This is a genomic window from Mesorhizobium sp. LSHC420B00, assembly GCF_000503055.1.
Classification (GTDB): domain Bacteria; phylum Pseudomonadota; class Alphaproteobacteria; order Rhizobiales; family Rhizobiaceae; genus Mesorhizobium.
On sequence record NZ_AYVY01000029.1, the window covers coordinates 1 to 22,376 of the forward strand.

Annotated in this window: 23 protein-coding genes and 1 tRNA gene; 14 read left to right on the forward strand and 10 right to left on the reverse strand. The window is 59.8% G+C overall.

What is annotated here, in order from left to right:
* The 5 genes from X760_RS67200 to X760_RS67215 all read right to left on the reverse strand — a co-directional run.
* Positions 1 to 580: LysR family transcriptional regulator (locus X760_RS67200; protein ID WP_023721744.1), on the reverse strand; the 580-nt coding region annotated here is incomplete at its 3' end.
* A 584-nt stretch (positions 581 to 1,164) separates the two neighbouring features.
* Positions 1,165 to 1,545 carry a calcium-binding protein gene (locus tag X760_RS78275; protein WP_348633253.1) on the reverse strand — a complete coding sequence of 127 codons (381 nt, stop codon included), beginning with the start codon at positions 1,543 to 1,545 and terminating at the stop codon, positions 1,165 to 1,167.
* On the reverse strand, positions 1,488 to 3,227 hold the full coding sequence (locus tag X760_RS76655; RefSeq protein ID WP_245278710.1) for a calcium-binding protein: 1,740 nt from the start codon (positions 3,225 to 3,227) through the stop codon (positions 1,488 to 1,490). The genes X760_RS78275 and X760_RS76655 overlap by 58 nt, the downstream gene beginning before the upstream one ends.
* Before the next feature lie 744 nt (positions 3,228 to 3,971).
* Positions 3,972 to 4,046 (reverse strand) — tRNA-Gln (locus X760_RS67210).
* Positions 4,047 to 4,171: 125 nt separating this feature from the next.
* A complete protein-coding gene (locus tag X760_RS67215) occupies positions 4,172 to 4,501 on the reverse strand; it encodes a glyoxalase (protein WP_023721747.1) in 330 nt (109 codons plus the stop codon).
* 191 nt (positions 4,502 to 4,692) lie between these two features.
* On the opposite strand from X760_RS67215, the gene ppdK reads away from it, so the two are divergent.
* From ppdK to X760_RS77385, 5 genes are all read left to right on the forward strand, one after another.
* Complete coding sequence (gene ppdK / locus X760_RS67220; RefSeq protein WP_023721748.1) at positions 4,693 to 7,389, forward strand: pyruvate, phosphate dikinase; 2,697 nt, start codon at positions 4,693 to 4,695, stop codon at positions 7,387 to 7,389.
* 5 nt (positions 7,390 to 7,394) lie between these two features.
* Positions 7,395 to 7,739 (forward strand): hypothetical protein, encoded by a 345-nt coding sequence (locus X760_RS78280; RefSeq protein WP_245278711.1) that lies wholly within the window; start codon positions 7,395 to 7,397, stop codon positions 7,737 to 7,739.
* A 140-nt stretch (positions 7,740 to 7,879) separates the two neighbouring features.
* Positions 7,880 to 8,062, forward strand: coding sequence for a hypothetical protein (locus X760_RS67230; protein WP_031194824.1), 183 nt, complete (start codon positions 7,880 to 7,882; stop codon positions 8,060 to 8,062).
* 255 nt (positions 8,063 to 8,317) lie between these two features.
* Positions 8,318 to 8,485, forward strand: coding sequence for a hypothetical protein (locus X760_RS77380; protein WP_023721751.1), 168 nt, complete (start codon positions 8,318 to 8,320; stop codon positions 8,483 to 8,485).
* Between the two features lie 159 nt (positions 8,486 to 8,644).
* A complete protein-coding gene (locus X760_RS77385) occupies positions 8,645 to 8,815 on the forward strand; it encodes a hypothetical protein (protein ID WP_023721752.1) in 171 nt (56 codons plus the stop codon).
* Positions 8,816 to 9,028: 213 nt separating this feature from the next.
* Here X760_RS77385 and X760_RS76660 read toward each other — a convergent pair whose 3' ends face one another.
* On the reverse strand, positions 9,029 to 9,181 hold the full coding sequence (locus X760_RS76660; protein ID WP_023721753.1) for a hypothetical protein: 153 nt from the start codon (positions 9,179 to 9,181) through the stop codon (positions 9,029 to 9,031).
* A 70-nt stretch (positions 9,182 to 9,251) separates the two neighbouring features.
* Positions 9,252 to 9,467, reverse strand: a complete 216-nt coding sequence (locus X760_RS77390; RefSeq protein WP_084642967.1) for a hypothetical protein — start codon at positions 9,465 to 9,467, stop codon at positions 9,252 to 9,254.
* Positions 9,468 to 10,535: 1,068 nt separating this feature from the next.
* On the opposite strand from X760_RS77390, the gene X760_RS67240 reads away from it, so the two are divergent.
* Positions 10,536 to 11,273 carry a polysaccharide deacetylase family protein gene (locus X760_RS67240; protein WP_023721756.1) on the forward strand — a complete coding sequence of 246 codons (738 nt, stop codon included), beginning with the start codon at positions 10,536 to 10,538 and terminating at the stop codon, positions 11,271 to 11,273.
* Here X760_RS67240 and X760_RS67245 read toward each other — a convergent pair whose 3' ends face one another.
* Positions 11,274 to 11,663 carry a DUF427 domain-containing protein gene (locus tag X760_RS67245; RefSeq protein ID WP_023721757.1) on the reverse strand — a complete coding sequence of 130 codons (390 nt, stop codon included), beginning with the start codon at positions 11,661 to 11,663 and terminating at the stop codon, positions 11,274 to 11,276.
* A 124-nt stretch (positions 11,664 to 11,787) separates the two neighbouring features.
* Positions 11,788 to 12,174 carry a hypothetical protein gene (locus tag X760_RS67250; RefSeq protein WP_023721758.1) on the reverse strand — a complete coding sequence of 129 codons (387 nt, stop codon included), beginning with the start codon at positions 12,172 to 12,174 and terminating at the stop codon, positions 11,788 to 11,790.
* A gap of 177 nt (positions 12,175 to 12,351) precedes the next feature.
* On the opposite strand from X760_RS67250, the gene X760_RS67255 reads away from it, so the two are divergent.
* Both X760_RS67255 and X760_RS67260 read left to right on the forward strand, forming a co-directional pair.
* Positions 12,352 to 13,980, forward strand: a complete 1,629-nt coding sequence (locus X760_RS67255; protein WP_023721759.1) for a fatty-acid--CoA ligase — start codon at positions 12,352 to 12,354, stop codon at positions 13,978 to 13,980.
* 83 nt (positions 13,981 to 14,063) lie between these two features.
* On the forward strand, positions 14,064 to 14,849 hold the full coding sequence (locus X760_RS67260; protein WP_023721760.1) for a DUF1499 domain-containing protein: 786 nt from the start codon (positions 14,064 to 14,066) through the stop codon (positions 14,847 to 14,849).
* Between the two features lie 13 nt (positions 14,850 to 14,862).
* Here the strand turns inward: X760_RS67260 and X760_RS67265 are convergent, their stop codons facing one another.
* The gene (locus tag X760_RS67265) at positions 14,863 to 15,771 is read right to left on the reverse strand and encodes an MBL fold metallo-hydrolase (RefSeq protein WP_023721761.1); all 909 of its coding nucleotides are present in this window, start codon (positions 15,769 to 15,771) and stop codon (positions 14,863 to 14,865) included.
* Between the two features lie 115 nt (positions 15,772 to 15,886).
* Here X760_RS67265 and X760_RS67270 point away from each other — a divergent pair, with 115 nt between their 5' ends.
* The 6 genes from X760_RS67270 (at position 15,887) to X760_RS67295 (ending at position 22,299) form a co-directional block, all read left to right on the forward strand.
* Positions 15,887 to 16,477, forward strand: a complete 591-nt coding sequence (locus tag X760_RS67270) for a biotin transporter BioY (RefSeq protein ID WP_023721762.1) — start codon at positions 15,887 to 15,889, stop codon at positions 16,475 to 16,477.
* A gap of 401 nt (positions 16,478 to 16,878) precedes the next feature.
* Positions 16,879 to 17,442: a transcription termination/antitermination NusG family protein gene (locus tag X760_RS67275; protein WP_023721763.1), complete on the forward strand. Its 564-nt coding sequence runs from the start codon at positions 16,879 to 16,881 to the stop codon at positions 17,440 to 17,442.
* 145 nt (positions 17,443 to 17,587) lie between these two features.
* Entirely contained in the window at positions 17,588 to 18,907 is a 1,320-nt protein-coding gene (locus tag X760_RS67280; protein ID WP_023721764.1) for a UDP-glucose/GDP-mannose dehydrogenase family protein, read from the forward strand.
* A gap of 287 nt (positions 18,908 to 19,194) precedes the next feature.
* A complete protein-coding gene (locus tag X760_RS67285) occupies positions 19,195 to 20,313 on the forward strand; it encodes a sugar transferase (protein WP_245278712.1) in 1,119 nt (372 codons plus the stop codon).
* A gap of 99 nt (positions 20,314 to 20,412) precedes the next feature.
* Positions 20,413 to 21,507, forward strand: a complete 1,095-nt coding sequence (gene gmd / locus X760_RS67290; protein ID WP_036245637.1) for a GDP-mannose 4,6-dehydratase — start codon at positions 20,413 to 20,415, stop codon at positions 21,505 to 21,507.
* A gap of 21 nt (positions 21,508 to 21,528) precedes the next feature.
* A complete protein-coding gene (locus X760_RS67295; protein WP_023721767.1) occupies positions 21,529 to 22,299 on the forward strand; it encodes a glycosyltransferase family 2 protein in 771 nt (256 codons plus the stop codon).
* The last annotated feature ends 77 nt before the right edge of the window (positions 22,300 to 22,376 follow it).

The following is a 22,376-nucleotide window of genomic DNA, read 5'->3' on the forward strand; positions in this document are numbered from 1 at the left end:
GGCCGGAATGAAATCGGAATGACTGGCCGGCTTCAAATCGGAATCGGTGGCCGGCTTCATCGGAATACGCAGCCAGAGTATCCTTCCACAACATTAGTTCGAATGGGCCGCCATTGGAGCGCGAGGAGGAGGTCACGGTGACGTCGACCGCGATGCCGCCCAGAGCAGCCCTAGGCTCGCGGTGGGACCCCTCTATCAAGCTAACGCTCACATTTGGATTGCCTTTCCCGAAATCGATAATCGCACCCAATACTCGCCCCGCCAGGATCATCCCGTGGGAGCAGATGGAAAGCCTTTGTTGTTCATCTTTGATGCCGGTCCTGGCCAGGGTGAGAGTATTGTCCAGTTCGAGCAGCACGGAGCGCAGACGATCCAGGAAACGCTCGCCAGCCGGGGTTGGGCCAACGCCGCGCGCATGGCGATGAAATATCCTCGTTCCCATCGCGTATTCGAGATCGCGTATGCGCCGGCTGAGCGCGGAGTGATCGATACCGGCGCGCCGCGCCGCGCGCAGAAAGCTGCCCTCCTCGGCGACTATGAGCGCATAATTGAGTGTCGCGAGTTGAATGGAGCTCCGCATCTTTGCTCAAGGTCAAGGCAACGACAAATCGCAGACATTCGAGCGCTTTTGATGCCGGCGGGCTATCCCCAGATCTCAGTATTGACATTGATGAGGCCATCCACGCCTGTTTTGGAAAGAACAACAACGTGGTGTCAGATGGCGTGCAGAAAGATCTCTCGCGATCACCGGAACGAGGAACGAGCGCGGAACACTCATCGGAGACGACGCTCGAATGTCTTTGTGTTTGCGCCTTGTCCTGAGGAGAGCCTTTAGCCTTGAGCTGCCCCATGCGTCGGCCACGGCGGCTCTCCGTGATTCGTGCTGCGTCACAGTAGGGTGGGTTCCGTGGGTGGGAAGGCTGGCAACAGCCGATCAGGTGAGCTCGGATGGCAGGCTACTCGCCGCGATGATTCCGGAGGACGCTCACCAAAAGGAACCACTCCGTTTTCTCGCTCGCGTTATGGCAGAGCACGTCCGCTAGACTAAGACTAGCTCCAGGGGGAGAGCAACGGCCAAAACTGGCATCCCGCTTGGAATCCAGTGCTTGAACAATGACCGAGCGGCAGACCGGCTCGCGTTGAAGGTCCGCCGCTCTGGTTCGTTCAGATCACAAGGAACGAACCTGCTGTAAGCGACAGACCAGGAGAGAGAGTGGCGAACTGTATTTGAGATATGCCCCCGATCCCGTCGCTGTCGAAAGAGAGCGCCCCGGTTGAGCTGTTGTAGATGATGTGGTCGGAGCTATCATGCGCGGCCGTGCCAGCAAAGAAAGCATCGGCTGAAAGGCCACCCAACTTAAGCCCGGCAAAAACGGCGTCGTCGAGGTGGATCTTGTCCTGGAGCTTGTTGAAGTCGGTGACCTTGTCGATATTGCCGGCTCCAAGCGCGCTATTGAACATGAAGGTATCGTTGCCTCCGTTACCGGTCAGGATATCTGCGCCGCCGAGGCCGTTGATGACATTGGCACCGGCATTGCCTTGGATGCTCTGAGCGAACTCGTTGCCGGNTAGGTGTCGTTGCCTCCCTTGCCGGTCATCGTGTCGGCGCCGCCGAGGCCGTTGATGGTGTTAGCGCCGGCGCCGCCGTTAATTATGTTGGCGCCGGCATTGCCCAGGATGGTCTGGGCGAACTCGTTGCCGGTGAGATTGATGGCCGTCGTGCCGGACGGATTCGTAGTGGCGAGAAACTCAACCTGCGAGCCAGCCGAAAGGGCATGGCTCACCGAAGTGAACACCTTGTCGTTGCCGCCGCCTACCGCCTCAACCACCTTGTCGCCGGCGTTGTCGACATAGTAGGTGTCGTTGCCTTCCTTGCCGGTCATCGTGTCTGCGCCGCCGAGGCCGTTGATGACATTGGCACCGGCATTGCCTTGGATGCTCTGAGCGAACTCGTTGCCGNTCATCGTGTCTGCGCCGCCGAGGCCGTTGATGACATTGGCACCGGCATTGCCTTGGATGCTCTGAGCGAACTCGTTGCCGGTGAGGTTGATTGCCGTAGTGTCGGATGGGTACCTTGCGGCGAGAAGCTCGATCTGGGAGCCGGTCGAAAGCGCATGGCTTACCGTGGTGAACACCCTGTCGTTGCCGCCACCCACCGCCTCAATCACCTTATCGCCGGCGTTGTCGACGTAATAGATGTCGTTGCCTCCCTTGCCGGTCATCGTGTCGGCGCCGCCGAGGCCGTTGATGGTGTTAGCGCCGGCGCCGCCGTTAATGATGTTGGCGCCGGCATTGCCGAGGATGGTCTGGGCGAACTCGTTGCCGGTGAGATTGATTGCCGTCGTGCCCGACGGGTTGTTCGTGGCGAGAAGCTCGATTTCCGAGCCGGCCGCAAGGGTGTGACTTACGGAGGCAAGTGCCTTGTCGGTACCACCGCCGGCCGCCTCAATCTCCTTATCGCGGATGTCATCGACATAATAGGTGTCATTGCCGCCATAGCCTATCATTGTGTGGCCGCCGGCCCCGTGAAACACATCGTCGCCGCTGGTGCCATACAAGGTGTCGCTTGTGTCGACGGGGGGCGGAGCGGTCCCAGTCGTTGCGAGATTGTGTTCCCGGAAAACGGCCTGCAGTTCCGAAGAGCTCTCCAACGCTGTGTCGCCTCGCTGCGAACCCCAGGCGTATGCGTAGTCGAAGGCGGGTGACGGAACCAGCTTGGCCCAGTGCTCCATCATGGTCTGCATCTGGGCGGCGGTGGGCACCACATATTTGCCACCCATGTCGGTGTTATACTCGCCACCTCCAAACGCCTGGTAGCCCGGAACGATCTGGCTCGTCGGGATGCCCGATGCCTGAGCGGCGGCGACGAATTTATCGATCATGTTGTAGTCGACCGGGCCATCCGTGCGGACGGGATAGACATCTATGCCGTAGTAATCGATACCCGTATTGGCGGGATTGTACGTGCCCCTAAAATCCGGATTCGCCGACGTCCCCAGGCTCATCATTGTGATGTAGGTCTTGGCGCCTGGGAAATGCTCATGGATCCAATCGGATTCGGCCTTCAGATTCGCTGCAGAGGCGTAGGTACCCCATTGGCCGGTGGGATCCGGCTCGTCAACCAGGAAGAACCCAAATACGTTCGGATTGCCGAGGAAAGGAGTAACCTTGTCGATAAAGGATTGGGTTACGCCGTTGGCCTCGTCGAGGTAGACCAAGCCTTTCATGCCCTCTGGCAGCTCGTTGACTTGGTCAACATATTGCACGCTAGCCAGATTGAATCCGGCTTTTGCAATGTCCGTGCCGGATCCGCCCGACGTGTAATGGAGAGTCGCCATCCATAATCCCTCATTTTGATTCGATAGCGCCCCGCGAATGTCTGCCTACTAGAAGGTGTGTATTAGCGCCAAATCACATACCTGCACGCCCTGATAGAATGGTTGATCGGTGGCAGGATTGTCACATTGCGTCGAAAAATATATTTCCGGATAGTCGGCCTTGTGGGATAAAAAACGAATTTGATTGCAGAGATGCTCACGTTGTTTCTGATGGATGTTTGTCGATATTTTTATGACATCTTATCTATCGCCGATAATACACAATTATACTCAATAGTTTATTTAACAAACAATTTAAATTTTTATTAAAATTACTTGACGACTATGAATATTATCAATGAAGAAGTGTTGGAGGTGCTGACACTCTTCAGAAAAACGAAAAAATCTGATGTTTTGGATTATAAAAGTCTAAACTATAAGATCGAACGCCAAGCCGGGGTAGAAAAACTGCTTTTCTCCACAAGATGCATTTGACTGCCGGCCAATTGAGCCGACATTAACTAAGATGCCAGCCGGATCGCGCTCTCTGCCGGAGACACCAATTTGTTGTGGACAGATACCGCAGATACCAGTCCGCGACCAAGGTGTCTGCAACTGAGATTACGACTCGGGGGATCGTCAGAATTGGAGAACTGGCTGGGGCGCCAGGATTCGAACCTGGGAATGTCGGTACCAAAAACCGATGCCTTACCACTTGGCGACGCCCCAACAGCCGGAGCGTGCCCGCTGTGCGCGCGGCCTTATAGGACGAGCCGGGAGAAAGCTCAATGCCGACATATCGACTATGCGCGACCGATTCACCAGTTTTGCAATCGTCACTTTGACGGACCTATTCACCCAGCCATTTCATTGCCGGCCGGATCGACGAAATGGAACCGCCTGCCGCCGGGGAATGAAAAGATCGGCTTGACGACAGTGCCGCCGGCATTCTCGACGGCGCTTAATGTTTCCTCCAGCCTTTCGGAATAGAGCACGGGCAGCGGCTTGGCCGGCGCATCTTGGCCATCCGCCTGAAAACCGCCGTCTAGCCCTTCGGCAAAAGCTGAATAGGTCGGCCCGTAATCGGTGAACGACCATGAGAAGGCCGCGCTGTAGAAAGCCTTCAAGCTGTCCAGCGTTCCGCCTGTCGCTGGCATTTCCAGATAATCGAGCTTGCCGGTCATTCTCGTCGTTCTGCCCTTTGTTCTCGTTATGTTCTAAACAAAGCCTTCCAAAAAGCAAGTCTTTTCGACGCCGCTTTTCATTAATCGATTGTAGAGGCCGGCCGGCTTGGTCGATGCCTTGCCTTTCGCACTGCAGCATCATATCGCTCGATTTGTCAGTATTTCCAATCTCCTGCAACCGGGGAGCAAGCATGACCAAGTGGGTCTACATTTTTGGCGACGGCGCCGCGGAAGGCCGTGCCGGCGACCGCAATCTGCTCGGCGGCAAGGGCGCCAACCTGGCCGAAATGTGCAGCCTGGGCCTGCCGGTGCCGCCGGGCTTCACCATCACCTCCGAGGTCTGCAACGCCTATTACGCCAACGGCCACACGTACCCGGCTTCGCTCGAAGCGGACGTTGCGGTCGCGCTCGAACATGTCGGTCGGCTGACCGGGCGCCGTTTCGGCGATCCCTCGAAACTGCTTTTGGTGTCGGTTCGCTCAGGTGCGCGCGCCTCGATGCCAGGCATGATGGACACCGTGCTCAATCTCGGCCTGAATGACGAGACGGTCGAAGCCTTGGCCGCCGATTCAGGCGATCCGCGCTTTGCCTATGACAGCTACCGCCGTTTCATCCAGATGTATTCCGATGTCGTCATGGGCCTCGACCATGAGGTGTTCGAGGAAATCCTCGAAGACCAGAAGGGCGGGCTTGGCCATGAGCTCGACACCGAGCTGACAGCCATCGAATGGCAAGGCGTGATTGCGCTCTATAAGGCGAAGGTCGAGGAGGAGCTCGGCAAGCCGTTTCCGCAGGATCCGCACGAGCAGCTTTGGGGCGCCATCGGCGCGGTGTTTTCCAGCTGGATGAACAACCGCGCGATCACCTATCGGCGCCTGCACGACATTCCCGAAAGCTGGGGCACTGCGGTCAATGTCCAGGCCATGGTCTTCGGCAATATGGGCGATACCTCGGCCACCGGCGTTGCCTTCACGCGCAATCCGTCGACCGGCGAAAAGCAGCTTTATGGCGAGTTCCTGGTCAACGCGCAGGGCGAGGATGTCGTTGCCGGCATCCGCACGCCGCAAAACATCACCGAGGCCGCGCGTATTGCCGCCGGCTCCGACAAGCCGTCGCTGCAGAAGCTGATGCCGGACGCCTTCCAGGCTTTCGTCAGTATCTCCGACCGCCTGGAAAAACATTACCGCGACATGCAGGATCTCGAATTCACCATCGAGCGCGGCAAATTGTGGATGCTGCAGACCAGGTCCGGCAAGCGAACCGCCAAGGCGGCGCTGAAGATTGCCGTCGACATGGCCAGAGACGGACTGATCTCGAAGGAGGAAGCCGTCGCCCGCATCGACCCGGCCTCGCTCGACCAGCTGCTGCATCCGACCATCGATCCGAAGGCGGCGCGCGATATCATCGGCGTCGGCCTGCCGGCTTCGCCGGGTGCTGCCACCGGCGAGGTCGTCTTTTCCTCCAATGACGCCGAGGAGGCCAAGGCGCAAGGCCGCAAGGCGATCCTGGTGCGCATCGAGACCAGCCCCGAGGACATTCACGGCATGCATGCGGCCCAAGGCATCCTGACGACGCGCGGCGGCATGACCAGCCACGCCGCCGTGGTGGCGCGCGGCATGGGCAAGCCTTGCGTCTCAGGAGCCGGCTCGCTGCGCGTCGACTACAAAGCCGGCACGCTGATGGCGATGGGAGCGACCTTCCGCAAGGGCGACGTGATCACCATCGACGGCTCCAACGGCCAGGTGCTGAAGGGCGCGGTACCGATGCTGCAGCCCGAACTTTCGGGCGATTTCGTCGCCATTATGGAATGGGCCGACGGCGCGCGCCGCATGAAGGTGCGCACCAATGCCGAGACGCCGCTCGATGCGCGCATGGCGCGCTCCTTCGGCGCCGAAGGCATCGGGCTTTGCCGCACCGAGCACATGTTCTTCGACGGCGATCGCATCATTGCCATGCGCGAGATGATCCTGGCCGATACGGAAAAGGACCGGCGAACGGCGCTGGCCAAGCTGTTGCCGATGCAGCGCTCGGATTTCCTCGAACTGTTCGAGATCATGGCCGGGCTGCCGGTGACGATCCGACTGCTCGATCCGCCGCTGCACGAATTCCTGCCAAAATCCGAAGAGGAGGTGGCCGAGGTGGCTGCTGCCATGAACGTGTCCCCGGACAAGCTCCGGCGCCGCACCGAGGCGCTGCACGAGTTCAATCCGATGCTCGGCCATCGCGGTTGCCGGCTTGCCGTCTCCTATCCCGAGATCGCCGAGATGCAGGCGCGCGCCATTTTCGAGGCGGCCATCGAGGCCGGCAGGAAGGCCGGCGCGCTGGTGGTGCCGGAGATCATGGTGCCGCTGGTGGGGCTGGTGAAGGAACTCGACTTCGTCAAGGCTCGCATCGACGCCGTCGCCAAAAGCGTGATGCAGGAGACCGGCGTCAGGATCGATTATCTGACAGGCACGATGATCGAACTGCCGCGTGCCGCGATCCGCGCCCACGTCATCGCCGATGCGGCCGAATTCTTCTCCTTCGGCACCAACGATCTGACCCAGACTACGTTTGGCATCTCGCGCGACGATGCGGCTTCGTTTCTCGAGACTTACCGGAAAAAAGGCATCATCGAGCAGGATCCGTTCGTGTCGCTTGACATAGACGGCGTCGGCGAGCTGGTGCGGATGGCGGCAGAGAAGGGCAGGGCGACGCGGCCCGACATCAAGCTCGGCATTTGCGGCGAACATGGCGGCGACCCGGCGTCGATCCATTTCTGCGAAAAGGTCGGCCTCGACTACGTCTCGTGCTCGCCCTACCGGGTGCCGATCGCCAGGCTGGCTGCCGCGCAGGCGGCGGTACTGGCTGCGAAAGCCAAATCTGATCGAAGGGATTCGGACAGATAAGCACGGTGACCACGGAAATTCTTGCTGCCTGGCGCCGAGCTTGGGGCATCGCGACCCTTTGGATGCACAGCAAGAATGTTGCACTGCATAGTGGATCCCTCCGCGCAGCAAGCAAGGTTGATGTTTTCGACCCGCCGTGTGAAATGGGGCGCGGGATGGTGAACATGTCTGATGATGAACAAACCGCTGCGGCCCGCTGGACGGTGAAGGCCGAACTCCGCGCGGTCGGCCGCGACAAGCCGCTGCTGCTGGTGCTGGCGGCGATCCTCTGCCTCTATTGCGCATTTGTCGCCGGTCCGATCGTCTATGTGGTGCTGGCCATCAACGGCATTGCGGATTTCTTCAAATGAAGCCGGTTCCGGCGATCTCGCTGTGGTCCGGCGCGCTGCGTCTACCGGCCCCGAAATTGCTCGACCTGGACGAAATTACTTAGCCGGGATGAAACCGTCCCCGTCTATCGTTCGTACCTTGGGGGGTACGGGGAGGACACGTGACGATAAGAATCAGGCTTCCGGGCGGGACTTTGAAGATCAAGAAGAGGGACGAGCTGCGGCGTCGCGAGCAGAAGCGCGAGGTGCCGGTTTGGCAGGTCGGCAATTATTTCGTCATCTGGTGGCCGAGCGGCATGTCCGATCGCCCATCCTCGCCCAACAAGTCCTCGCCCAGGAAATAGCCCCCGCACCCGACGATCCCGGCTGGGCATGACGCCCCGGTGCAGGATCAGGAACCGCCGTGCGCGCCAAAACGTCCGAGACCGCTCGACTAACCCCAGAAATAGTCCGCGGACAGGCGTTGACTCTTCCGAGACGGAAGGTCTCTTGTGCTGCATTGCACAATGGGGCGGCGGAATCGATGGCGGTGCGTATCAGGATGCCTGGCGGCACGCTGAAGGTGAAGGTGTATCGCGAATTNTGGGGCGGCGGAATCGATGGCGGTGCGTATCAGGATGCCTGGCGGCACGCTGAAGGTGAAGGTGTATCGCGAATTGCGCGATCGCGAGCGCGCCCGCCGCATACCCGTCGTCAAGATCGGCCGGGTTTATTTTACTTGGTGGTCGAACCGCCAGCGCCTGATTGACGATCGGTCGCCAGGGTGACGCCCCAATTCTTTCGGCCTGGCATGCGCCTGCCCGCCCGCCTGCGCGGGCCAGCTCGCAAAATAAGTTGATGATGATGCTGTTGACTCTTCCGTAACGGAAGGTCTCTATTCACCGCATTGCATAAAATTGCTGCGTTGCACAACGGGAGTTGGACCGATGGCAGTGCGTATCAGGTTGCCGGGCGGCACTCTGAAGATGAAGACCTATCGTGAGTTGCGAGCCAGGGAACGCGACCGCCGCGTGCCTGTGATGAAGATGGGCTCGCTGTATTTTGTCTGGTGGTCGAAGTCTCAAGGCCAAGAAAAGCCACAGGACAACCCTCGGTAAACTAACAAGTCTGCAACAGGATCAGCATCAGTGCCGGCTCATACGACGGCAGGTTTAAGCCGGCGCTTCGGATGGCAATAGTCTGTCGTGGAGCAGGTTTGATCCATTTTATAGTATGCGTGACCAAGGAACTGGCAGTGAGAACAAAACCTGCGTCTGACGACTTGGGATCGATCGGATGTTAGCGCGGTGACGAGAGCCTTTAACGCACGGTTACTGACTTGCAGCACGCACTGTGGCCTGGCGCCGTGATGGCGCTTTTGGGATCGCTCCCTCGACTTTGATCTGCTCGATCTGGAACAGATGCGCCGCGCAATCGGCGGCGCAGGCTGCAAAGAACGGCTGCGGATCAGCGTTGGAATCCACCAGCTTCTGTCCTTACCAATTCGTAACCAAATTCACGCGAACGTTCGCGTGACGGCTCCAAATCCCGACATCATTTCTGCCCAGTTTCCAGGCCCCAAACCCGTCCCGGTGCCAGAAACAGGTGTTGCAGTACCCGCCCACGCACGTCCGCTCGATTCCTCCAGACGAATTCATCGGCGATCTTGTCCTCGCCTCCGCGCTCGCCAGTAACCTGCGCCTCCAATATCCAAGGGCCAGGATCGTGTTCCTTTGCGAGGCGGACTTTTGCCGGTGCCTGATGGCTCATGGCGTCGCCTCGGACGTGGTGGCGTTCCGGCGCGCACGGATGCGTTGCACTCCTGTGCAGCGTGGTCGCGAGCCTTACACGTTGGCGCGCGCTCCGCGCCGGTTACAGTTCGATCTGACCATCGACGTGGCCGATTCCAAAATCTCACGCACCATCGGTCAGGCTCGTCAATGCCAAGACCCGCGTCGGATACGATCCTCCCGAAAGCCGTTGCGCTGGCTGGAACGCCAGCCCGCCAACGTCGCAGCCAAGCCGTTTGGCTTTGGTGGCCAGTATTATCTCTACCGATATCTTTCGCCGCTGAGGCGCTTGGCGTGGAGTTGCGTGCGCAGGTCCCAACGATTGAGCCGCTGCCGTTGGAGACCGCCAGGGCATTGGCGCTTCTCGACCGGGATCATAATCGGCGTAACGCCTTCATAGCCGTTCATGCGGGAGCGAGCTTCCGGGGAGGCAATGGCAACCGGAACGTTTTGCGCTGGCGATCGACGAGATCTCGCGACAGACCGGGTTGGACTTCCTGCTTGTCGGCGGCCTCGATGAACGGGCATCTGCCGAGCGCATCGCCGCCAAGGCCGGTTCGCCGGTCGTCAACGTGGTCGGGGCTCTGTCACTGGCAACGCTGCTGGCTGTCCCCGGCCAAGCACGCCTGTTTCTGGGGCACGAGAGTGGCCCAAGCACATGGCCGCCGCCGCGGGAACGCCGGTTGTCGGTCCTTCGGCCTGACCGACCCGGCCGTCTGAGGTCCTGTCGCCGTGGCCAGGGTTACGCCGCGGCCCTCGATACTTGCGAGTCCATAGCCAGGAGCCTGTGCCGCCGGACCGATGCGAGCAAGGCTTGCAGCGTCTGGCGACTTGAGGTCAAAGCGGTTGCCGGCGCGGTGCGCGCGATCCTTTCACGTACGGTTAAGGACGTGGAGCACGCATTGTGACCTCGCGCTTGCCAAAGGTCAGGCCGGCGGTCAAATTGCCGCTGCAGACGCTTTTGCAGGGGCATCGTCCCGATTTCCGCCTTGATGCGGGTCCTGGGGTCGCCGCTTCACTCTTGATCTGGCCGACCCGGAAACAATCAATGCGCCTGTTCCAAAAGCATTTTTGCGTGGTTGCGATATCGCTGTCGGCTATCTCGCCCGGCAACGCCCAGTTGCTCGTCGAACCGACGCTGCACATCAAGTCCGAGGCAGGTAGCGGCCGCGTCGCGCTGACGCTCGATGCCTGCGGCGGAAAGACCGACACACGGATTCTCTCGGCGCTGGTGGAAAACGAGATTCCCGCCACCATTTTCGTCACCGGCATCTGGCTGAAGCACAACGCCGCCGCCATCGAGATCATGCGGGCGCATCCCGAACTGTTTGAATTGGAAAACCATGGCGGCCGCCACATCCCGGCCGTCGACACGCCGCAAAAGATCTACGGCATTCGCAGTGCCGGCAGCCCGGAGGCCGTGCTGGCCGAGGTCGAATCCGGCGCCGCCGCTCTTGCCGTGACCGGCGAGCCGGTGCCGAAATGGTTTCGTGGCGCAACCGCCGAATACAGCCCGTCGGCAATCGCGATGATACGCAAGCTTGGTTTCAAGATCGCCGGATTCTCGATCAACGGCGACGGCGGCTCTTTGCTCGGTGCAAAAGAGACCGCCCGGCGCATCGCCGCGGCAAAGGACGGCGACGTCATCATCGCTCACATCAACCAGCCGACCCATGCGGCCGGCGAAGGCGTGGTGCAAGGCCTTCTGGCGCTGAAGGACAAGGGTCTTACCTTCGTGCGGCTCGACGATGCGGACGGCGTTGGCGATGAAGGCACCACCGATTGATCAGTCGGACGTGGCGTCGATCGTCACCTTGTTTGGATAGAACGCGCCGTAATCGCGGATGTCCGCCATCTCGTCGAAGGGCTGCTCATAGGCCCACATCGCATCCTTGCCTGCATGGCCGGCGGGCAGCGCGCTCCAATAGCTGGCATCGCCCTTGTAGGGGCAATGGGTCGAGTGTTCGGTCTTGCCAAGCTGCTTGAAGTCGATGTCGTCAAACGGAATGTAGAAAACGGGGGGATAGGGCGGTTCGGTCAGCACCTTGACCTTGCTGGACGAGGCGATGACGACATCGCCGGCGCGCACCGTCACGGTGCCCTTGTAAGGCTCGACGGTGACCGTCTTGCCCGGATTGCGCTGAAAGCCGGGTGCCGGGTTTGCGATGTGGTCCATGTCGGATCTCCTTGCCTCAACCTCAAAATGTGTCTGGCAAGAGCCTTGCGCAAGACCTGCCTGCCACCCGGCGGGCGTCGCCCGCGGCGGAAGTCTCGCCTCTTTGTTCGGCTTCGCCGAAAACTCAGGCGGCGGCCTGGAATGCGTCCATCAGCCCGGCATAGGCGGCGGCAATGCCGGCCACCGGATTGGTGCTTTTCGCGGTGGTCTCGACCTTCAGCGCGCCACCGCTGGTCGGCAAGCTGAGCAGCAGGAACTGGCGATTGCCGCCATCGCCGACCGATGCGGCGGCGACGTGCTGGGCTTCGCCCTCGTTCTCGACGCACATCTTGAACAAGAGCGTGCCGCCGACCGCCTCGAGGGCGCCGCCGACGACCTCGACGAATTCATCTTCGGAAACGGTTTTGGCCCCGGGAACCAGATCGGCCGGCGCCACATCGGTCGCCACCAGATCGGCCAGACTTTCCGCAAGCGTATTTTCGAGTGCTTCGTCGTCGAGCTGCGCGTCCATGCGAACCTCTTTCATTCGCCAATCGCGCCCCGCCCGTTAATCAACGTTAACGCCGAGCATGGCCGGATTGTGGCGAATTCGGCCTCATTTCGCTCTATGCACCGCTCCAGCCCGGTCATGGCTGGACAATCCGCCGGTTCGTTCCACAATGGCGCAAAAAATAACAGGAGGAACAAGATGCTCGGGCTGATGCAGGAATGGCCGCTGCTTTGCCACAAGCTGATCGACAATGCCGAGCGGCAGCACGGCCGGCGCGAGATCGTGTCGCGCTCGATCGAGGGGCCGATCGTACGCAGCACATATGCCGAAATTCATCACCGTGCCCTGAGGGTCGCCGAGCGGCTCGAGCGTGACGGTTTCGGGCTTGGCGACCGCATCGCAACACTGGCCTGGAACACCGCGCGCCACATCGAGGCCTGGTACGGCATCATGGGTGTCGGCGCGATCTATCACACGCTCAACCCGCGGCTCTTTCCCGAGCAGATCACCTGGATCATGAACAATGCCGAGGATAAGGCGATCTTCGTCGACCTGACCTTCCTGCCGCTGCTCGAAAAGATCGCCGGCGCGGTCAAATCGCTGAAGCGGGTTATCGTGCTGACCGACAAGGCGCATTTGCCCAAGACTGCGCTACCAAAGGTCGTCGCCTATGAAGAATGGCTTGCTGAAGCCGACGGCAACTTCGCCTGGAAGACATTCGATGAAAACACCGCCGCCGGCATGTGCTACACCTCGGGCACGACGGGCGACCCGAAGGGCGTCCTCTACAGCCATCGTTCGAACGTGCTGCACGCCATGATCGCCGCGATGCCGGACGCCATGGGCCTGTCGTCACGCGATACCATATTGCCGGTCGTGCCGATGTTCCACGCCAACGCCTGGGGCCTTGCCCAGAGCGCGCCGATGATTGGCGCCAAGCTGGTCATGCCCGGCTGCAAGATGGATGGCGCTTCGCTCTACGAGCTGCTCGACACCGAGAAGGTGACCTTCAGCGCCGCCGTGCCGACGGTGTGGATGATGCTCCTCCAGCATTTGGAAGACACCGGCAAGAAACTTCCCTATCTGCAGAAAGTCGTCATCGGCGGCGCATCCTGTCCACGCGCGCTCACGACGAAGTTCCAGGACAATTACGATGTCCAGGTCGTCCACGCCTGGGGCATGACCGAGATGTCGCCGCTCGGCACGTTGTGCACCCTGAAGCCCGACTATGCCGGGCTGAAGGGCGAGCCCCGCCTCGACGTCCAGCAGAAGCAGGGCTTTACGCCGTTCGGCATCGAAATGAAGGTGACGGACGACAGCGACAACGAACTGCCGTGGGATGGCAAGACCTTTGGCCGGCTCAAGGTCCGCGGGCCGGCCGTCGCGTGCTCCTATTATGGCGGCATCGGATCCGAACAGTTCGATGAACAAGGCTGGTTCGATACCGGCGATGTCGCGCATATCGACCCCGGTGGCTACATGCAGATCACCGATCGCGCCAAGGACGTGATCAAGTCGGGCGGCGAATGGATCTCGACCATCGAACTCGAGAACCTCGCGGTCAGCCATCCGGACGTGGCGGAGGCCGCCGCCATCGGCATTCCGCATTCCAAATGGGGCGAGCGGCCTTTGCTCGTGATCGTCCTCAAGCCGGGCAGGGAGCCGACCAAGACCGACATCCTCGCTTTCATGGACGGCAAGTTGGCGAAGTGGTGGATGCCGGACGACGTCGCCTTTGTCAGCGAAATACCGCACACCGCCACCGGCAAGATCCAGAAGATCACCTTGCGCCAGCAGTTCCGGGACTATCGCCTGCCGACGGATTGACCGGAGATGCGGCGTCTTTTCGCCTTCAAGCCGCCGCTGAAAGGCACTATGCCTTTGTTCGGGTTGGGGCAACGCAGAAAACAATGATGGTAATTCCCGAGCGACAAACGTCGAGGGCTGCCGGTTGGTCGCGGCGTGCCGGCGCTTTTTCGGCGGTCCTGCTGCTGACGGTTCTCATCGGGCACCGATATGATCTCGTCGAGACGCCGGCTTTCCTGTGGGTGCTCGGCATTGTCGCCTTACTGGCCGCCTTTGCGCTTTTGTTCGCCGGGTTTGCCTTTGCGCGATTGTGGAATTTCGGTGATCGCGGCGGCCACGATCTGACCGTCGGGGCCTTGTTGGCGCTTCTGGTGCTCATCCCTTACGCCGTCGCGGCCTGTTGGGCGGCGACCTATCCGCCGCTGCGCGACATTTCCACGGATTTGGACGACCCGCCGGCGCTCGATATTTCTACGCGGACAAAGGGTATGAACGAGCTTTTGCCGCCGACGCCCGGCGAGCAGCGCCTGCAAACCGAGGCGTATCCGCTTGTCACCGGACGCAGCTACACCTTGCCTTTCGATCGCGTTCTGGAGGCGGTCAAAACTGTGCTCGATCGGCGCGGCTGGCAGCTCACGGCGCCGTTTCCCGACGCAGCAGGGCAAAGCGACGTGACTGTCGATGCGCTGGCCAAGAGCTTGCTGCTTGGTCTTCCCGCCGATGTCGCCATCCGCGTGACCGACGACGGCGATGCGGTCATCGTCGATATGCGCTCGGCCTCGCGTTACGGCCGCTACGACCTTGGCGACAATGCAGCGCGCATCACCGATTTCCTTGCCGAACTCGACCAGGAAGTCGCCGGCCAGGTGGGCGTGGCGCCGGCGGAATGAAATCCCCAGTGTGCTACGTTGCCGGCGAATAGATGCCGCCGATAGCCGGCGCGCCATCGGAGTGGACCAAGCCACGCGCTACCAGATCGTCCAGATGGGCAAGCACCGACAGGCCGGCGGCGTCATGCAGGCGCGGGTCGGTGTCTCGATAGATCGCCTCCACCATGTCCTTGATTGTCCGGTCGCCGTTGTTGATCCGCTCCAGAATTGCGCGTTCGCGCATTTTGCGATGCGTTTTCAATCCGCGCATGAAGCTGCGCGGCTCGGTCACCGGCCCACCATGACCGGGCAGCAGCAGCCGGTCGTCACGTTCGATCAGCCGATCGAGCGATGTCATGTAGTCGGCCATCGCGCCATCCGGCGGCGCGACGATCGTGGTTGCCCACGCCATGACGTGATCGGCCGAGAAAAGGATGCCGGTTCCCTCCAGCGCGAAGGCCGCGTGATTGGCGGTATGGCCGGGCGTCAGCACCGTCCGGATCGCCCAGCCGTCGCCGTCGATCACCATATCGTCCGGCAGCGCGATATCAGGAACAAAGTCGGTGTCGGCGCTGGCATCGAGCGGATTGACCTCGCCGGTACGCAATGGCCGCGCCGGGCGATGCCGGCCTTCGGCCAGAACCGCCGCACCGGTATGCTGCTTCAGCCGCGCCGCCAGCGGCGAATGGTCGCGATGCGTGTGGCTGACGAAGATATGGCTGACCGGCCTGGTCCCGATCGCTTCGAGCAGTGTTCGAAGGTGCGCCTCGTCATCGGGACCGGGGTCGATCACCGCCAGCGTCTCGCACCCGACGATATAGCTGTTGGTTCCGTGAAAGGTGAACGGGCTGGGGTTCTTGGCGGTGATCCGAAGTACGTCGGGCGCAACGGTCACGCCCTTGCCATAGGCAGGATCGAAGCGTGTGTCGAATTTCAGCGCCATGCGAACGTCGCGACCTTTTTTGGGGGGAGGGCAAAACCGATTGCCGCATAGCACGGAAGCCAATATAGGAAAACGCAAGGGCCGCGTACGGCGGCAATCCGGAACGGGGAAGACCATGGCTATTGCAACGACGATGCGTCCGCTCATTTCTCTCGCTTTGCCTGAAAAAGGCGCTGCCCGGCTGGCAGGACAGCTTTTGCTGGCGATCGCCGGAACTCTGCTGCTGATCTTGTCTGCCAAGACCAAGGTCATGCTCGGACCGGTCGATATCTCGATGCAGACGCTCGCCGTCTTCCTGATCGCTGCCTCCTTCGGCATGCGCCTCGGCGTCGCCACGCTACTTCTCTACATGGTCGAGGGCGCATTGGGCCTTCCGGTCTTCCAGAGCACGCCCGAAAAGGGCATTGGTATCGCTTACATGCTCGGTTCGACCGGCGGTTATCTAGCCGGCTTCGTCGTCATGGCGGCGATCGTCGGCTGGGCTGCCGACCGTGGCTGGGATCGCCATCCTATCAAGCTCTTCAATGCCACGCTGGTGGCCGAGATCGTCATGATGGCAATGGGCTTTGCCTGGCTGGCGCTGTTGATCGGCCCGGAAAAATCCTGGCAGTTCGGGGTGTTGCCCTTTATCGTCGGTGATCTGATCAAGGTTGCGCTGGCCGCGAGCCTGGTGCCGGCTGTCTGGTCGCTGCTGAAGCGGTCGTGAAGCCGGTCGAGCGGTGATAACCTGTTCTGCGCGACAGTGATTTTTCGCCGTAGTTGGTGTGGCCGTGCAGGATCTTTGTCGCTGGCGGCAGGCTTGTGCGCGACGCCATCCGTCACATTAGCTTCAAGTCGACGGACTAAGTACCAGAACCAACGAGCGATTCGTGACGACCAGCGTGACCAAGCACCTACGTATGGAAATAAATTGCTCGACATAGCATCTCAGCCAGCTGAAAAAGAAAGCGGCTCGATGATTATTTAGGCACAGCTAAATTTCTGGACAATGTGTAGGAAATTCTTAACCCAACCGCCTTGACTCTAGTGGCTTGGTTGCTTGCTGGTATCCACACACTGTCGCAACCGTTGACCTGAGATCATGCGCCGACCGCCGAAGGAAGACACGTGAGTAGCGCGGAAAAAACAACGAGCAAGGCAACAGCCCTGTCGCCTGAGCCGACCGCCGCGCCGGCAACGCGCTGGTATGCGGCCAGCGTCTTTCCCGGGAAGGAGCATGTCGCCGAGCGGCATCTCCGGATCCAGGGATTCGAGCCCTTTGTGCCTCGCTGCGAGAAAACCGTGCGTCATGCCCGGCGGCTCGAAACCCGGTCTGCGGCGTATTTCCCGGGTTATATGTTCATCGCCCTTGACGTTGCGCTGCAACGTTGGCGCTCGGTCAATGGAACATTCGGTGTGCGTTCCCTCGTCACGCAAGGCGACCGGCCTTTGCCGGTCCCCTCGGGTCTGGTAGAGCGTTTCATTGCATTGACCGGTAAGGACGGGCTGCTTGATTTCAGTGGAGGCCTCGCAGCGGGCGCCTCGGTCCGAATCCTTTCGGGCCCTCTCGCGGAAACGATCGGTCGCCTTGACCGGCTCGATCCAGCTGGACGAGCCCGGGTTCTGGTGGCCATCATGAATGGCGAAATCCCTGTCGACTTGGATGCCAGGGATCTCGTAGCAATCGCGTAGCCGCAACATCAAGGCGGCGTCGTGATGTAAATTGTTGTACGACGCGCTCTCGGGTTTCACCCGGGAGTGCGGTAGCCGTCGTTCGGTGGGGAATAGGCGCTGTCTGGCGAGATCATCTCATCGGCGCCGATTGGGAGTACGCGGTATGCGAATAACAATGATTGGTGCCGGCTATGTAGGGCTCGTCTCGGGCGCCTGCTTCGCCGACTTTGGCCATCAGGTCTGCTGCGTCGACCGGGATGCGGAAAAGCTTGCCATGCTCAAACTCGGCAAGATACCGATCTACGAGCCGGGGCTCGACGACCTTGTCACCACCAACACCCTGCAAGGCCGCTTGCGTTTCGACGACAATCTGGCGGATGCGGTTTCTCAATCGGATGTAGTCTTCATCGCCGTGGGGACGCCGTCACGGCGTGGCGACGGGCATGCCGATCTGTCCTTCGTCTACGACGCGGCCGCCGAAGTTGGTCGCGCACTCAAGGGGTTTACGGTCGTGGTGACGAAATCGACCGTCCCCGTCGGTACCGGCGATGAGGTGGAGCGGATCATCCGCGAGCAAAATCCGGCCGCCGATTTTGCGGTGGTCTCTAATCCGGAGTTTCTTCGCGAAGGATCGGCGATCGAGGACTTCAAGCGGCCCGACCGCATTATTGTCGGGACCGATGCCGAAAGGGCCAAAGCGGTCATGGGCGAGATCTACCGCCCACTCTCGTTGAATGCCGCGCCGATATTCTATACGAGCCGACGTACGGCGGAGCTTACCAAATATGCCGGCAACGCGTTTCTGGCCATGAAGATCACCTTCATCAACGAAATAGCCGATCTCTGCGAGCGGCTAGGGGCCGATGTGCAGGATGTCGCGCGCGGCATCGGCATGGACAATCGCATCGGCGCAAAGTTTCTTCATGCCGGGCCGGGCTACGGTGGCTCCTGTTTCCCGAAAGATACGCTGGCACTGGTCAAGACCGCCCAGGACGCGGCAAGCCCCGTGCGGCTTATTGAAACGACGGTCTCGATAAATGACCAGCGCAAACGGGCCATGGCTCGCAAGGTGGTCGAGGCCTGCGGCGGCTCGGTTCGCGGCAAGACCATCGGTATCCTCGGCCTTACGTTCAAGCCGAACACCGACGATATGCGCGATGCCCCCTCATTGGCCATCATTCAGGCACTCAAGGATGCGGGCGCTTCGATCAAGGCCTATGATCCAGTCGGCATGGAGCAGGCACGCAAGATGATCGAAGGCATTGCATTCGGGGAAAGCGCCTATGCAGTAGCCGAGGGCTCGCATGCGATCGTCATCGTCACCGAGTGGAACGCGTTTCGGTCATTGGATCTGAAGCGGCTCCGTGCACTCATGGCGACGCCGGTTATGGTTGATCTGCGAAACGTGTACCGCGGCGAGGACGTCGTGAAGGAAGGCATAGCCTATTCGAGCGTCGGCCGAGAGCGGCACCTAGTCCAGTGAATGTCCAGCAAGGCCTCCTGGAGTTCGAATCGCCAAGGCTAAAAGTCCTGCCTAGAACAATGGAAGCGGCCAAGGCGCATTTGGAAGAGATTTGGACTCAGTAGTCCCGCAAGAGAGCATTTGACTTGAATATAGTTATGATGAATCGGCCAAGACAGCGGCACCTCGTGCACAGGGTAAGATTCCAACTCCTAGGCGGTTTGGCTTTCGCAATCTTCCTCCCTGTGCTGACCAGGATTTCATTTGATTCTTCAATTCTATACTATACCAACTTGCAGATCACGATTTTGGCGGGCATCGTCGCGCATACAATAGGTTATTTCGCCTTTCGCCGGATAGGTAATTTCCCGGGCATTGCGGCTTCGGGTTACATCTTTCCGACATTCGCATTGTCGTATGGGTTCGTCTATTTGGTCATTTTCTTATCGCGAATTGAATATAGCGGTTTCCAGGCAGCCAGCAGCTTGACGTTGTCAATTCTCTGGTACTTTGTGCTGACCATCATAAGCCGTCGCCTTGACCCTTACAGTCTTGCTGTGGTTCCGGGCGGCGCCGTTAGTCGTCTTGCGGAAATAGGCGGGGTGAACTGGCATTGGCTAGTCTCCCCTGACATGATCATAGAACGCGTCAACGGCGTCGTTGCCGATCTGCGCGCGGATCTGTCCGACGATTGGGAGCGCTACATAGCCGATCGGGCGCTTGCAGGAGTTCCGGTCTACCATGTCAAGCAAATCACCGAGTCGCTGACTGGTCGCGTCGAAATCGAGCATTTGTCCGAAAACACGCTAGGCTCCATCAATCCAAACCAGGCCTATATCAAGATCAAACAGGCGATCGACTGGGTCTGTGCGCTGTTGGCGCTGATTGTGCTGGCGCCGTTCCTGTTGTTGATCGCTCTGATGATCAGGTTGGAATCTCCCGGACCTGCCATATTTCGCCAGGAGCGCCTCGGTTTCGGCGGAAAATCCTTTACGGTCTACAAGTTCCGAACGATGACCGTCAGTGAACCTGGGGCGGCAAACGTTCGCAGTCTCGCCGTCACCAAACAGGGTGACAGCAGGGTTACCCGGCTCGGCCGCTTCCTTCGCAGAAGCAGAATTGACGAACTGCCGCAGCTGATAAATATCGTTCGTTCGGAAATGAGCTGGATCGGCCCTCGCCCTGAGGCGACAGTGTTATCATCCCACTATTCGCTGGCGTTGCCATTCTACCGCTACCGAAATATCGTTCGTCCCGGAATTTCAGGGTGGGCTCAGGTGAATCAAGGATATGTGTCGGAAGACGACGACGAGACCGAGAAGCTGCACTATGACTTCTATTACATCAAGAATTTCTCGCCGTGGCTTGATTTCGTCATCGTGTTGAGAACGTTGAAGACTCTGCTAAGCGGGTTCGGATCTCGATAGAGACCGTGCTGAAGTTGCCTCCATCAAAATTTATCTGTCGAACACAGCGCCAGGACAATGCTTGGCCATCATGTGTTTAAAGCTGCCGAAGGGTATGAAATGAGTCGAAAAACCGCGCTAATTACGGGCATCACTGGCCAGGACGGTGCTTATCTCGCCGACCTCCTGCTCGCCAAGGGATATGCTGTCCACGGCATCAAGCGGCGTTCGTCGTCTTTCAATACGGGCCGTATTGATCATCTCTACCAGGACCCGCATGAAACCGGCGTCAATTTTTCGTTGCACTATGGCGACATGACCGATGCGACGAACCTGATCCGCATAATCCAGGAAGTGCAGCCGGACGAGATCTACAATCTCGCGGCGCAATCGCATGTCCAGGTGAGCTTCGAGACCGCGGAATATACGGCGAATGCCGACGCGATCGGCACATTGCGGCTTCTGGAAGCCATCCGGCTGCTTGGCCTGACTAAAAAGACGCACTTCTATCAGGCATCGACTTCCGAGCTCTATGGCAAGGTGCAGGAGGTTCCACAGAAGGAAACGACTCCTTTTTACCCTCGTTCTCCCTATGCGGCCGCGAAGATCTATGGCTACTGGATCACGGTGAACTACCGCGAGGCCTATGGAATTCACGCTTCCAACGGTATTTTGTTCAACCACGAAAGCCCAATGCGGGGCGAGACGTTCGTGACCCGCAAGATCACCCGAGCCGCCGCGGCTATCAGCCTCGGCCTTCAGGACAAGCTTTATCTCGGTAACCTGTCTGCCGAGCGCGATTGGGGACATGCGCGCGACTATGTCGAAGGCATGTGGAGGATCCTTCAGCAGGAAACCCCGGACGACTATGTGCTGGCCACAGGGATCAAGAACTCCGTTCGGAAATTTGTCGAACTCGCCTTCGCCGAAGTTGGGGTCCGCATTAACTGGAACGGTTCCGGGGTTGACGAAAAGGGTGTCGACACGAAAACCGGCAGAATATTGGTCGAGGTCGATCCGCGCTATTTCCGGCCGACCGAGGTCGACCTGCTGCTCGGTGACCCTTCAAAGGCCGAACGGATCCTTGGCTGGAAGGCGACGACGTCGCTAGATGAGATGGTGCGCGAGATGGTTCAATCCGACCTCAAGGTGGTGGCGCGCGAATTCGAGCATCGCCGGCTTGACGAAGAGCACAACCGCAAGGCGGCCCGGTAGCCGCGACGAGCCTCCGCGAACATGAAGATTTCCGTTCTAACAGTCTGCTGGAATTCGGCGGCAACGATTCGTCATACGCTCGACAGTTTCTTTGCCCAGGATCACCAGGACAAGGAATTGATCGTCGTCGACGGGGCTTCGACCGACGAAACGCTCGCGATTGTCCGCTCCTATGCTGGACAAGGATTGCAGGTCATCAGCGAACCGGACCACGGCATGTATGACGCGCTGAACAAGGGGCTTGCGCTTTGCACGGGCGAGGCAATCGGCGCCCTTAACGCGGACGACGCATTTCATGACACTTCCGTGCTCAGCAAGATCAGCGAGGCATTAGCCGAAAACGACATTGCCCACGGTCATCTCGACTTCGTCAACAATCATCAAAGCAAGCGGGTGCTCCGCCGGTGGCGGGCAGAGCCGAGACCTCATGATGGATTCCGCTCTGGGTGGATGCCTGCCCACCCCACCTTCTACGTTCGGCGCGGCGTTGCCGAGAAGGTCGGGCCGTTCGATCTGACTCTCAAAGTGTCCTCCGACTACGACTGGATGCTCAGAGCCGTCGAACTCCATGGATTCAGGGTCGCCACGATCGATCAGGTCCTTGTCGACATGATGATCGGGGGAGCCAGCACGAAGAGCCTCCGTTCGCACATTGAGCACAATCTGGAAGCGCTGCGTTCCCGGCGCCGATGGCTCGGATCAGGTCCGGTCGACTATGCGCTTATTGCGAAGCCGGCGCGGAAGTTGGGACAATTCTTGCCCAAGGCGCGTGGCAAGGCGAATGAACAGTAGGGCAGCAGGTAGTCAATTGTGGCGACGTTTTATTGGACGAAATCAAGCTGGACGCTAAACCGTGAATCGTGGAAAGC

Excerpts from the sequence above, each read along its gene's own strand:
- X760_RS67215 (WP_023721747.1), bottom strand. The coding sequence starts at position 4,501 with ATGACCGGCAAGCTCGATTATCTGGAAATGCCAGCGACAGGCGGAACG.
- ppdK (WP_023721748.1), top strand. The coding sequence starts at position 4,693 with ATGACCAAGTGGGTCTACATTTTTGGCGACGGCGCCGCGGAAGGCCGT.
- X760_RS77380 (WP_023721751.1), top strand. The coding sequence starts at position 8,318 with ATGGCGGTGCGTATCAGGATGCCTGGCGGCACGCTGAAGGTGAAGGTG.
- X760_RS77385 (WP_023721752.1), top strand. The coding sequence starts at position 8,645 with ATGGCAGTGCGTATCAGGTTGCCGGGCGGCACTCTGAAGATGAAGACC.
- X760_RS77390 (WP_084642967.1), bottom strand. The coding sequence starts at position 9,467 with ATGAGCCATCAGGCACCGGCAAAAGTCCGCCTCGCAAAGGAACACGAT.
- X760_RS67240 (WP_023721756.1), top strand. The coding sequence starts at position 10,536 with ATGCGCCTGTTCCAAAAGCATTTTTGCGTGGTTGCGATATCGCTGTCG.
- X760_RS67245 (WP_023721757.1), bottom strand. The coding sequence starts at position 11,663 with ATGGACCACATCGCAAACCCGGCACCCGGCTTTCAGCGCAATCCGGGC.
- X760_RS67250 (WP_023721758.1), bottom strand. The coding sequence starts at position 12,174 with ATGGACGCGCAGCTCGACGACGAAGCACTCGAAAATACGCTTGCGGAA.
- X760_RS67255 (WP_023721759.1), top strand. The coding sequence starts at position 12,352 with ATGCTCGGGCTGATGCAGGAATGGCCGCTGCTTTGCCACAAGCTGATC.
- X760_RS67260 (WP_023721760.1), top strand. The coding sequence starts at position 14,064 with ATGATGGTAATTCCCGAGCGACAAACGTCGAGGGCTGCCGGTTGGTCG.
- X760_RS67265 (WP_023721761.1), bottom strand. The coding sequence starts at position 15,771 with ATGGCGCTGAAATTCGACACACGCTTCGATCCTGCCTATGGCAAGGGC.
- X760_RS67270 (WP_023721762.1), top strand. The coding sequence starts at position 15,887 with ATGGCTATTGCAACGACGATGCGTCCGCTCATTTCTCTCGCTTTGCCT.
- X760_RS67280 (WP_023721764.1), top strand. The coding sequence starts at position 17,588 with ATGCGAATAACAATGATTGGTGCCGGCTATGTAGGGCTCGTCTCGGGC.
- gmd (WP_036245637.1), top strand. The coding sequence starts at position 20,413 with ATGAGTCGAAAAACCGCGCTAATTACGGGCATCACTGGCCAGGACGGT.
- X760_RS67295 (WP_023721767.1), top strand. The coding sequence starts at position 21,529 with ATGAAGATTTCCGTTCTAACAGTCTGCTGGAATTCGGCGGCAACGATT.